This window comes from Sphingomonas sp. 1185, from assembly GCF_040544655.1.
GTDB lineage: Bacteria > Pseudomonadota > Alphaproteobacteria > Sphingomonadales > Sphingomonadaceae > Sphingomonas.
Genome location: NZ_JBEPKL010000003.1, coordinates 203,502 through 215,554 on the forward strand (window position 1 = coordinate 203,502; position 12,053 = coordinate 215,554).

Genomic DNA, 12,053 nt, shown 5'->3' on the forward strand with positions numbered 1-12,053 from the left:
GAAGATATGAACGGTTATATTGGCCGGGCGCGCATGATGGCGCTTGCCGGTACGCTGGCGGCGCTATGCCCTGCCGGTGCGAGTTGGGCGCAGACCGCGCCTCCTTTCCCGGAATTGCTGCGTCGGGCACGCGATGCGCCGCGCGTTGCCGTGCTCGACGCCGATGTGGCGCAGGCGCGCGGCCATGCCGAACAGGCGCGGGCGCGCCCCAATCCGTCGATCAATCTCTATGGCGAGAATTTCGCGGGCGACCTGCGCACCAATGCCCGCGACCAGCAGCAGACGACGTTCCAAATCGACCAGCCGATCGAGCTCGGCGGCAAGCGCGCCGCGCGGATCGCCGCCGGGGATGCGGCAGTGGCAGCCGCGTCGGCGCGCGGGGTCGAAGGGCGCAGCGCCTTCGCGACCGAACTGGCGCGTGCCTATGCGGCCGCCGAGATCGCGGACCGCCGCATCGCATTGGCCGAGGATGAGGTCGAGGAAGCGACCGACGTGCTGAAGGTTGCCCGCGCGCTGGTTGCGGCGGGCAAGGAAGCCCGACTGCGCCAGGTCCAGGCCGAGACCGAGCTGCATACGATGGAGTCGGACCTGGAAATCGCCCATGCACAGCGGGTCGGTGCGCTTGCGCGGCTGGCGGCACTGGCGGGATCGCCCACGCCCTATACGGGTCTGGCGGAGTCCCTCATCGATCGTGTGATTGCGCAGCCGCCGAGCGGTCCGCTCGACCCGCTCCAAAGCGCGACCGTGCGGCTCGCCATGGCCGAACGCGAGGCCGCCGCCCAAGCCGTCACCGTGCAGCGGCGTCGCGCCACGCCCGATATCACCGCCCAATTGGGGGTACGTCAACTGCGGGTCGCCAGAGGGCCCGCCATCGTCGCAGGTGTGACGATTCCCCTGCCGGTGTTCGATCGCAATCGCGGCAATATCGCCGCCGCCCAAGCCGAATTGCAGGGCCGCGAGGCGCGCGCCGCCGCCGCCCGACTGGAAGCCGAAGCAGGCGCCCATTCCGCACTGGCCCTGATCGCGGCGACTGACGCGCGGGGTGCAGCGGCACGCCGGACGCTCGCGACCGCGGAGGAAGCCTATCGGCTGGCCCGCCTTGCCTATGAGGCGGGCAAGGCCCCGCTGAGCGAACTTCTGAGCGCTCGCCACAATCTCGGCGCCGCGCGCGGCGTCATTCTGGACGCCGACATCGCACGCTTCGACGCGCGCGCCTCACTCGCTCGCCTCGCAGGCCTGAGCATTACCGGAGAACCGGTCCAATGACCGCCCGATATCGTCTTTACGCAGGGACCACGCTCGGCCTGGCGGCGGCGGCCACGCTCGGCTTCGCCGCCGCGAAGCTGACCCAGCCCGGCGCACCGCCTACCCCTCCCCCCGCCTCTCCGTCCTCGACCAGGACCGGGCCCCGCGACACGCTGGCCATCTCGCCACAAGCCATAACGGCCTCGCAGATCGCCGTTTCGGCCGCAGGCACGGGGGAATTGGACCAGGCCGTGATCGCCACCGCCACCGTGCAGGCCACGCCGGACGGGGATGCGATATTGACCGCCCGCGTGCCGGGCACCGTCACGCGCATTCTCGTCCGCATGGGGGACACGGTACGCGCCGGACAGACACTGGCGTTGATCGAAAGCCGCGACGCCTCGCAGATCACCGCCGACCGCGCCACCGCCATGGCCCGCGTCGGGCTGGCCCGGCGACAACTCGCCCGCGAGCGCGGGCTGCTGGCGCAGGGCGTATCGCCGCGCGCAGACTATGAGGCGGCCGAAGCCAATCTCGCCGTAGCGCAGGCCGATGCCCGTCGCGCGGGTGCGGCGGCGGGCGCGGCGCGGGTGACGAGGGACGGACGCTCCGTCGCCGTTACCAGCCCCATATCCGGGCGCGTCACCCTGACCGATGCGAAGCTGGGGCAATATGTCGCCGCCGAGACCAATTTGTTCCGCGTCGCCGATCCCCGCCGTCTGGAGATCGCGGCCGCCGTGCCCCCGGCAGAGGCCGCGCGAATCCGGGACGGCGACCGCGTGGAACTCGTCACCCGCGAAGGGCAGACCGTTGCGGGCCGGGTCCGCGCCGCGACCGGGGTTGTCGATCCCCAGTCGCGCACCGCCACCGTCATCGTCACGCCGCTCGCCTCCACAGCCGCGCTCGCGCCGGGTCAGCTTGTCCAGGCCCACATATTTGCCAGCGGCGGTGCCGCGCGGAATAGCATCATGATCCCGCAAGACGCGGTGCAGACGCTGGGCGAGCAGGAGGTGGTGTTCGTCCGCACGGTGCAGGGGTTCCGCGCTAGGCCGGTCAGGATCGCGGGCCGGGCGGGCGGCATGGTCGCCATCGCCGACGGCATCACGGTGGGCACGAAAATCGCCACGACCAACGCCTTTCTGATCAAGGCGGAACTCGAAAAGGATATGGGGGGCGAGGAATGATCGCCGCCATCCTGTCCGGCTCGGTCCGGCTGCGCTGGCTGGTCGCGGTCCTGACGCTGGCCGTTATCGCGGTCGGCGCGTGGCAGATCACGCAGCTCCCGATCGATGCCGTGCCCGACGTCACCAATCGCCAGGTGCAGGTCAGTACCTTCGTTCCCGCGCTGGGCCCGGTCGATGTGGAAAAGCAGGTAACCTTTCCCATCGAAACGGCGCTGGCCGGCATTCCAGGTCTGGAAATGACCCGCTCGCTGTCGCGCAACGGCTTCAGCCAGGTAACGGCGGTGTTCACCGACGCCACCAGCATCTATTTCGCGCGCCAGCAGATCGCCGAGCGACTAGCCCAGGCAAAGGACAGCCTGCCCGCCGGGGTCCAGCCGAATCTCGCCCCGCTAAGCACCGGCCTGGGCGAGATCTTCTTCTATTCGATCGCCTTTCGCCATCCCGATGGGCGCGGTGCGCCCCGGATAGACGGCAGGCCGGGCTGGCAGAGCGACGGCAGCTATCTGACGCCCGAGGGCGAACGGCTGACCACCGAACTCGCCAAGGCTGCCTATCTTCGCACCGTGCAGGACTGGATCATCCGGCCGCAGATGCGCACCGTGAAGGGTGTGGCAGGGGTCGATTCCAACGGCGGCTATGTCAAACAATATCTGATCGAGCCGAACCTGTCCGCACTGGCCGCCTATGGCATTTCCATGACCGAGCTGGCCGATGCGGTGGAGCGCGCCAATGTCTCGGCGGGGGCGAATTGCGTCCGCCGGGCGGGCGAGAGCTTTCTGGTACGCGCCGACGCACGGCTGAAATCGATCGAAGACATTCAGGACGCGGTGATTGCCACACGCAATGCCGTGCCCGTCCGGGTCCGCGATGTCGGCCAGGTGACGATCGGCGGCGCGGTCCGCACCGGCTCGGGCAGCCGCATGGGGTCGGAGGCGGTCATCTCGACCGTGCTGATGCTGGTCGGCGAGAATAGCCGCATCGTGTCGACCGCCGTCGCCGACAAGCTCGTCCGGATCAACCGAACCCTGCCCCCGGACGTCTTTGCGGAGCCGGTCTACAACCGTTCGAAACTGGTCAATGCCACCATCGCCACCGTACGCAAGAACCTGTTCGAAGGCGCACTGCTCGTCATCGTCATATTGTTCCTGCTGCTCGGCAATGTCCGCGCCGCGCTGATCACCGCGGCCGTCATCCCGATCACCATGGTGATGACCGCGACCGGCATGAACATGCTGGGCGTCTCGGGCAATCTGATGAGCCTTGGCGCGCTTGACTTCGGACTGATCGTCGACGGGGCGGTCATCATCGTCGAGAATGCGCTGCGCCATTTGGCCGAGCGGCAGCATGTCGAAGGACGGCTGCTGACCCGCGCGGAACGGTTGGAGACCATCGCCGCCTCGGCGCGCGAGATGATCCGGCCGACCGTCTATGGCCAGGCGATCATCTTCCTGGCCTTCGCACCGCTCCTCACCTTCCAGGGGGTGGAGGGGAAGACTTTCGCACCCATGGCGATCACGCTGATGATCGCGCTCGGCTGCGCCTTCATTCTTTCGCTGACCTTCGTACCCGCGATGATCGCGATCTTCATAAAGGGGCGCGTCGAGGAAACCGAAGTGCGGCCGATCCGCTGGTTCAAGGCGCGCTATGCCCCCCTGCTCGCCCGCGCGATCGCCCGGCCGCGTCCCTTCGTGCTGGGCGGGGCGGCGGTGTTCGTGGCCGCGATCCTGGGCTTCGGGTGGCTGGGTGAGGAGTTCATGCCGCAGCTGGACGAAAAGGATATCACCGTCACGAACTTCCGCGTACCTTCCGCCTCGATTGACCAGTCGACGCAGATGCAGATGCGGATCGAGAATGCGCTCAAGACGCTGCCCGAGGTGGCGCTGGTCTTTTCCAAGAACGGCAATGCCGATCTGGGCACCGATCCGATGCCACCCAACGCGTCGGACACCTATGTCATCCCCAAGCCCGAGAGCGAGTGGCCCGCAGAGGTGCGGACCAAGGCCGACATCATTCGACGGATCGGGGACCGGATGAAGCAGGTCATCGGCAACCGCACCGAGATCCAGCAGCCGATCCAGATGCGGTTCAACGAACTGATCGCGGGCGTTCGCGCCGATGTCGCGATCAAGCTGTACGGCGACGACCTCGACGCCATGGGGGACGAAGGGCAGAAGATCGCCGATGCCGTGCGCACGATTCCGGGCGCGGCGGATGTCAGCGTCGAACAGACCGACGGCGCGCCGACCTTCGACGTGCGGATCGACCGTCAGGCGGCGGGGCGTCTGGGCCTGTCGGTCGATGCGGTCGCGGCGACCGTCGCGGCGGCGCTCGGCGGACGCGAGGCCGGTTTGCTATTCGAGGGGGATCGCCGCTTCGCGGTCGTCGTGCGCCTGCCCGACGTGCAGCGCGACGATATCGACACGCTGGGCGCCATCCCGGTGATGCTCCCCGCCGCCGAGGGCCAGACCGCCCGCTCGGTTCCCCTGCGCGAAGTGGCGAGCTTCCACTACACCCAGGGGCTCAACCAGATCAGCCGCGAAAATGGCAAGCGGATGATCACCGTGCAGGTCAATGTCCGGGGCCGCGACCTGGGCGGCTTCGTCGCGGAAGCGGAGGCGCGGATCGCGAAGATGACCCTGCCGCCGGGCATGTACACCGAATGGGGCGGCACCTTTCAGAGCCTGCAATCGGCACAGCTTCGCCTGATGCTGGTGGTGCCGATCTGCTTCCTCGCCATCTATGCGTTGCTGTTCATGGCGCTTGGCGGTTTCGTGCCCGCGCTGGTCGTGTTCTCGGCGGTGCCGATGGCGCTGGCGGGGGGCGTTTTCGCGCTGCTGATACGGGGCATCCCTTTCTCGATCACGGCGGCGGTCGGCTTCATCGCGCTGTCGGGCGTGGCGGTGCTGAACGGACTGGTCATGATGAGCGCCATCGCCCGCCACCGCGAGATGGGCGAGGCGGACGACCAGGCCATCGCCGAAGGCGCGATGGAGCGGGTGCGTCCCGTCCTGATGACGGCGCTCGTCGCCTCGCTGGGCTTCGTGCCGATGGCTCTGGCCACCGGCACGGGCGCGGAGGTGCAGCGGCCGCTGGCGACGGTGGTGATCGGCGGCCTCATCACCTCGACCGCGCTGACGCTGGTCGTGCTGCCCGCGATCGCGGCCTGGGTCTCGCGCCGCACCAGGGCACCGGAACGACCCGGCGCGGAACGCCTGGCCCGGACCTGATCCGGGGCCTGCCCCCGGTCGCCGCCGGGGGCAGGCAAAGGACGTGCTTTGCATCGCCGTCACGGCGGCATCTTGTTCGCATGGACGGCGAAAGACGGTCAAAGCTGCGGTCGATCCACGACTAGCCTCTGGTGACATTGGCAAAGGAGTGATGACGTGGCGAAGCGAACGACGCTGATCTGGTCCACCGTCCTGTCCGCAGGGCTCTCGATCCCCACCATGGCCGACGCCCACGGCATCTGGTTCGCACAGCGCGCCAAGCAGATCGCCATCATCTACGGCATCGGCGGCGACGACCTGGAGGCGGTCAAGCGCCAGCCGAATATGGAAAGCGTGCAGGCCTGGGATGCCGAGCTGAACCCCATCCGGGCGCAGCTTCGCACGGCAGGGCCGGTCGTGCTGGTGGACACCGACGCCCCGCCGACGATCGTCAGCGCGGTCCTTCAGAACGGCACCTGGTCCAAATTGCCCGATGGCGAATTCGTCAAGAAACCCAAGGACGAGGTGCCCAATTCCGTCAAGAGCGAGACGACGATCAAATATGCCACGATGATCAAGGGGCCGCTGGCAAAACCTGTGCCGTTGATCCCCGCGCAGACGCTTCAGATCGTGCCGGTCGGCGCCCTGCCCGACAAGCTGGGCACGCCGATGACCTACCGCGTGTTCTTCAAGGGCAAGCCTGTCGCGGGTGCGACGATCATCAACGACATGGTCAACGACCCCGACGCGGCCGAGATCGCGACCGGATCCGATGGCGCCGTCACCCTGCCGGTGCGCAACCAGGGGTTGAACGTCCTGCGCGCCGTCTATGTCTCCCCGTCCGATCAGCCGGCCAAGATCGACCGTTACGAACACACCGCGACGCTGTCCTTCACCTTGCCGCACGCGCCCGAGAAATGACCCCTGACCGCCAGCGGAGACCGATCATGAAATGCGCCATCGCTTGCCTTCCCCTGATGCTCGCCGCGTCACCCGCCCTCGCCCATGGCGACGACAAGCCCCGCCATGGCGGGCAGGTGGTCGAGGTCGGTGACACCGTGTTCGAACTGGTCCGCGCCAGGGGCGGCGTATCGCTCTATGTGATGGAGGATGGCGACGAGGTGCCGGCGTCCGGAATGTCGGGCAAGCTGGTCGTGACCACTGGCGCCAAGAAGACCGAGATCGCGCTGACCCCGGCCACGCGCAACCAGTTCGTCGCCAAGGGCGCGGTCGTCGCCCCCGGATCGAAGGTCGGCGTCCTCCTGATCGACCGTCAGACCCAGGCGCGCCAGACGGCGACCTTCGTGATCCGATGACCGGCGGGATGCGACGCAGGGTGCTGCCGCTGGTCGGCATCGCCCTGGCGGTCGGTTGTCACGGCATGGCCGCCGCACACGGCGTCGCCGAAGGGGACAAGGCGTTCATCCAGAACAGTCCGGGGATCAATATCATCCCCTATCTGTATCTGGGCGCCAAGCACATGGTCACCGGATACGACCATCTGCTGTTCCTGTTCGGCGTCATCTTCTTTCTCTATCGGCTGAAGGATGTCGGCACCTATGTCACGCTGTTCGCCATCGGGCACAGCACGACCCTGCTGGCGGGCGTGTTCTTCAACATCCACGCCAATCCCTATCTGATCGATGCGATCATCGGCCTGTCGGTCGTCTACAAGGCGCTCGACAATCTGGGAGCGTTCCCGATGCTGATCGGGTTTCAGCCCGACCAGAAGGCGGCGGTCCTGATCTTCGGTCTCTTCCACGGCTTCGGTCTTGCGACCAAGCTCCAGAGCCTGATCGCGTCGCGCGACGGATTGGTCCCCAATCTCGTCAGCTTCAATGTCGGGGTCGAGATGGGGCAGTTCCTGGCCCTGTGCGCGATCCTGTTCCTCATGACGCTGTGGCGGCGCTCGCCGAACTTCGCGCGCCGCGTCGTCGTCGCCAATACCGTGCTGATGAGCGCGGGTATCGTCCTGACCGGCTATCAGTTCGCCGGTTTCCTGATGGAGAAGGCCGCATGACCGCCACGCTTGCCACCGATCCCGCTGTCGCATCCCCCCGCACCGTCGGACGCGCCTCGCTCGCCGCGCTGGGCGCGGGCGCTGCGATCCTGACCCTGTTCGTCCTACCCGCCGAATATGGGATCGACCCGACCGGGGTCGGCCGCCTCCTGGGCCTGACACGCATGGCGACTGGCGGCGAGGAGACGGAGGACGCCCCCGCCCCCATGATCGGCACGCCCGCCACCATCGCGATACCGCCCCAAACCCAGGCCAACATCGCCCGCGTCACGCCCTTCCGCACCGACGAGAAGACCGTGACCCTTGCCCCCGGCAAGGGCGTCGAGGTGAAAGCACGAATGAAGGCGGGTGACAGCTTCAACTTCCGCTGGAACGCCTCCGGCCTCGTCCGAGCCGACATGCACGGCGAGCCTATCGGCGGCGGCGAGAGCGACTTCACCGACTATTGGAAGCAGAAGAATGTCCGCTCCGGTCAGGGCAGCTTCACCGCGCCCTTTGCCGGCACGCATGGCTGGTACTGGAAGAACCGGGGGGCGGTGCCGGTGACTCTCGTCGTCCGGCTCGACGGCTTCTACGACAGCGCATTCATACGCGATTGACCGCTTCGGGCGGGGCGTGGCCGATCACATGGCGGAGATCGGCGGCTCGCAGATCCCCGCCCACGCCACCAGCCCAACGATCGCCACGGCGGCGGCCAGTTCCAGCGACAGGCTGATCCGCAAAGCCCGCAGCCCCTTCCGTCCGGATGCGATCAGGCCGGGGGTCAGCCAGTATCGGTTCGCGGTGGCGAGCATCAGCATGGCGCCGAACAGCGCCAGCTTGGCGATCATCAGCCGACCGTAAAGGCTCTCGGGCAACCGTGTGATCCCATCGACCCCGATCAGCATCGCGGCATTGACCAGTCCCGTGGCCAGGATTGCGGCAACGATCACGCTGCCCACGCCCGCAAAGCCCGCCAGCGCTCGTGCCGCCGCCTCGTGATCGGGCTCGCGGCGGACGACAAGACCAAGAAAGACGATCAGCGCACCGATCCACGCTCCGACCGCCAGCATATGGACGATATCGGCACCCAGATGGATCCAGCCGACCCCGCCGGAGTCCATGGCACCATGCCCGTTCCAGGCCAGGGTCGCCGTAGCGCCCGCCGCGAACAGTGCGACGACGGACCGTGGCACGACCGACCGCACCAGCAGTGTCAGAAGCAGCGCCCCCAGCAGCACCAGGCGCATCACAAAGGCCAGCCCCGGCGCGGTGTCCCGGAGGAGCATGGTCAGCAGGTCGCCGCTCAGGGCCGCATAGTCGCCGCCGGTCATCGCAACGGCCAGCAGGACGAAGCCGATGGCCGACGCAAGAATGGCAAGGGCGGTGACCGCTACCAGCGGCCACCGCCCTCCTTTTGCGAACAGGGCCAGTCCGAACAGTCCGGGGAGGATGGTCAGCGACAATCCCCGCGCAAGGATCAGCGCGGCCTCCGCCATGGGTCAGCCGACCTGAATCTTGTAGCTGCCGGTGATGCGATGCGTGTCGGCCGACACGACATGCCAGTCCACTTGATACTGGCCGCGCGGCAAGGGTGACGCAGGAACCAGGACCAGCGAGCGCCCGTCCGCCCCGACCGAGGTCTTCACGGGGATGGCGTGCCCGCCCATGCCAGGCATGATCATGGTCAGTTCGGCCCCCGACATCGGGGCGATCAGCTTTTCGGAGAAGTTGAGGACCAGAGTCCGCGGTGCCGTCGCGACCGTGGTGTCGGCCGCGGGACTGGCGCCGAGCAGCTTGGGATGCGCCAGGACGGGCGCGGACAGGGACGCGGCCAGGGCCAGGCCGAGCAGGATGCGACGCATGGGATCAAACTCCGATTGGGGGTGAAGAACCGTTGCCCTTCAATACGCGGGCGGAGCGGCCGCCCCTCGCCCGACATGGCTTTTTCAGACCAGGCCGGGGGGAAGACGGCCGCCCACCGATCAATAGGAATAACCGATCCGGACCATGAACTGGCGCGGTGCACCCGGCAGCGTCCACAGCCGCGAATAGGAACTGGGGAAATAGTGGACGTTGAACAGGTTGGTGACCTCGCCCGAGATACGCAGCCGATCGGTTGCCTCGAACGCCGCCGTCATGCGGGTCAGCGTATAGGCGGGCAGATAGTAGAAACTGCCATTGGCAAAGCGGTAACCGGTCTCGCCCAGGCGCTTGCCGACATAATTGACACCCGCACCCACGGTCAGGCGCTTTTCACCAATATCGAAATCCTTGAAGACCAGCGCGCTGCCGCTGTTCTTTGCGATGTTGATCAGCGGATCGCCTTCGCGCAGGCCGAAGCCGAAATTGGGGTCGAGCGCATCCTGCGCCACTTCGGCGTCGATATAGGCATAGTTCAGCTGGACCCGGAACCCGGCGGGCAGCTGGCCCGACAGCTCGGCTTCGACGCCCTTGCTCCGTGCCTTGCCGACCGCCAGCGAGAAATTGGCGTTGATGGGATCGGCGGTCAGGACATTGTTCTTGTTCGTCTTGAACAATGCGACCGTGCCGGTCAGCCGCCGGTGGAGCAGCGAAACCTTGGCCCCCGCCTCATAGGAGATGGTACGCTCGGGCACAAAGGCGTTGCCGTTCGCGTCCGTGCCGTTGTTCGGGCGGAAACCACGTCCGTAATTGGCGTAGAGCGAGAATTGCGGTCCGAACAGGTATGTCGCACCCACCGAAGGGCTGAACGCGGTGCGGAACTGTTGCGCGCGGCGGCGCGAGACACGGTCGTCAATGATCTGCTCGAACTGGTCGTAGCGGCCGCCCGCGCGCAACTTCAGTCCGTCCGTGACGTCGATCTGATCCTGCAGATAGGCACCCCAGCTATATTGACGCTCCAGATAGCTCTGGAACGCGCCGGTGCTGGGCAGCTTGCCATAGGCGGGGTCGAAGATATTGATGCGATTGCCCGCCGCCAGATTTCCGGCCGCCTGCGATGCGATGGCTGGCGGGCGGTAGCGGTTCTGGACAATGTCCAGCTCATAATCGTCCCAGTCGGCACCGACGATCATATGATGGGTCAGCGACCCGGTATCGAACGTGCCGCTCAATTCCCCACGGAAGGTCAGGTCGGTGGTCTTGTAATCCCGGTCGCGTCGCTGGCGCGAAAGAGTGATGCCGTCGGTGTAGAGCCGCTGGCGCCCTGCGGCCAGCTCCGCTTCGGTCGACACGCCCCGGAAGAAGGTATCGCGATAGCCAACGCCCAGGATGATCGACCAGTTCTTGTCGAAATCATGCTGCAGCTGGGCCTGGTGGCCCATGGCGCGGACATGGACGGGTCCATCGCCCGGCTCGCCGAAAAAGCGGTTGCGCGGAATGAGAGACAGATCGCCGGTCGGCGCGACGATACCGCGATCGAAGGTCACTTTCTGGTCGATGAACTCAAACTCATAGCTGGCCGAGCTGTCCTCGCCCAGTTTGACGAGGAAGGAGGGCGTGACCGTGATCTTCCGGCTGGAATTGAAATCACGGAAGCTGTCAGCCGATTCCGCCGCACCCGTCACGCGCATCGCGATGCGCGACGACAGCGGCACGTTGAAGTCGCCCTCGCTGCGATAGGTGTTGAAGCTGCCCGCCGACAGGATCGCGCCGCCGTGCAGGTCGAAGCCCGGCTTCTTGGTGATGATATTGACCGTACAGCCCGGCTCGCCGCGCCCGAACAGCGAGGAATTGGGGCCCTTCAGCACCTGGATCTGCTCGACATTCGAGGTGTCGCGCGACCCGCCATAGCCGCGCGCGGCGTTGAACCCGTTGACCAGATAGTTGCTGGCCGAGCCTTCGTCCCCCGAAAAGCCACGGCAGGCGAACACGTCGAACAGGCCGCCGAAATTATTCTGGCGGGCAATGCCGGTCGCAAAGTCCAGTGCGTTGTCCAGCCGGGTCACACCCGCATCGCGCAACGTCTCGGCCGACAGGACCTGGATGCTCTGCGGCACCTCGATCGTGGGGACGGCGGCGACATATTGCTGGCGCTGGCCCTGCACGACGATGTCGGCCTGCTGGGGTTCCTCGGCGATCGCTACGGTCTTGGGATCGCCCTCGGCCGCCCCCGCCGCCGGATGAAACGCCACCGGCACCGTCTGCGCCGAGACCACCGTGGATGTCGTGATCGCCAGAGCGGCGACGCTGAACGATAGCAGATGTCGATAGCGCATATATTTTCCCCCGAAATGATAGTGGCAGTCGCATCGTCCTCTTCGTGACGGCGCCCTGGCCTTCGTCGCGGTCTTCGTGGACCGGCAGGCCATTGTGTCGCCCTCTCTGCGATACCGGCATCATGGGCAGCAGCGACAAGCATTTTATTGCGAAGCCGTGACTGGATCGGAACGAAATGCGGATTTGCGCGCACCTCACCGACACGATCTTGCCGCCGGA

Annotated in this window: 10 protein-coding genes; 7 read left to right on the forward strand and 3 right to left on the reverse strand. The window is 66.6% G+C overall.

Going from position 1 to position 12,053, the window contains the following annotated elements; genetic code table 11:
- The first annotated feature begins 6 nt into the window (after positions 1–6).
- The 7 genes from ABIC44_RS04370 to ABIC44_RS04400 all read left to right on the forward strand — a co-directional run bounded on the left by ABIC44_RS04370 (position 7) and on the right by ABIC44_RS04400 (position 8,254).
- Positions 7–1,266, forward strand: a complete 1,260-nt coding sequence (locus ABIC44_RS04370) for a TolC family protein (protein ID WP_354293907.1) — start codon at positions 7–9, stop codon at positions 1,264–1,266.
- Entirely contained in the window at positions 1,263–2,429 is a 1,167-nt protein-coding gene (locus ABIC44_RS04375; protein WP_354293909.1) for an efflux RND transporter periplasmic adaptor subunit, read from the forward strand. The genes ABIC44_RS04370 and ABIC44_RS04375 overlap by 4 nt, the downstream gene beginning before the upstream one ends.
- A complete protein-coding gene (locus ABIC44_RS04380) occupies positions 2,426–5,656 on the forward strand; it encodes an efflux RND transporter permease subunit (protein WP_354293911.1) in 3,231 nt (1,076 codons plus the stop codon). Before ABIC44_RS04375 ends, ABIC44_RS04380 begins: the two co-directional genes overlap by 4 nt.
- Before the next feature lie 156 nt (positions 5,657–5,812).
- Positions 5,813–6,556: a DUF4198 domain-containing protein gene (locus ABIC44_RS04385; protein ID WP_354293912.1), complete on the forward strand. Its 744-nt coding sequence runs from the start codon at positions 5,813–5,815 to the stop codon at positions 6,554–6,556.
- 26 nt (positions 6,557–6,582) lie between these two features.
- Positions 6,583–6,951: a hypothetical protein gene (locus tag ABIC44_RS04390; RefSeq protein ID WP_354293913.1), complete on the forward strand. Its 369-nt coding sequence runs from the start codon at positions 6,583–6,585 to the stop codon at positions 6,949–6,951.
- A gap of 8 nt (positions 6,952–6,959) precedes the next feature.
- Entirely contained in the window at positions 6,960–7,655 is a 696-nt protein-coding gene (locus ABIC44_RS04395) for a HupE/UreJ family protein (RefSeq protein WP_354293914.1), read from the forward strand.
- Positions 7,652–8,254: a hypothetical protein gene (locus ABIC44_RS04400; protein WP_354293915.1), complete on the forward strand. Its 603-nt coding sequence runs from the start codon at positions 7,652–7,654 to the stop codon at positions 8,252–8,254. Before ABIC44_RS04395 ends, ABIC44_RS04400 begins: the two co-directional genes overlap by 4 nt.
- 24 nt (positions 8,255–8,278) lie before the next feature.
- On the opposite strand, the gene copD is transcribed toward ABIC44_RS04400, so the two are convergent.
- The 3 genes from copD to ABIC44_RS04415 form a co-directional block, all read right to left on the reverse strand.
- On the reverse strand, positions 8,279–9,133 hold the full coding sequence (gene copD / locus ABIC44_RS04405; protein WP_354293916.1) for a copper homeostasis membrane protein CopD: 855 nt from the start codon (positions 9,131–9,133) through the stop codon (positions 8,279–8,281).
- Positions 9,134–9,136: 3 nt separating this feature from the next.
- Complete coding sequence (copC, locus tag ABIC44_RS04410; protein ID WP_354293918.1) at positions 9,137–9,499, reverse strand: copper homeostasis periplasmic binding protein CopC; 363 nt, start codon at positions 9,497–9,499, stop codon at positions 9,137–9,139.
- Positions 9,500–9,619: 120 nt separating this feature from the next.
- Positions 9,620–11,833, reverse strand: a complete 2,214-nt coding sequence (locus ABIC44_RS04415) for a TonB-dependent siderophore receptor (protein WP_354293919.1) — start codon at positions 11,831–11,833, stop codon at positions 9,620–9,622.
- Positions 11,834–12,053 lie beyond the last annotated feature (220 nt).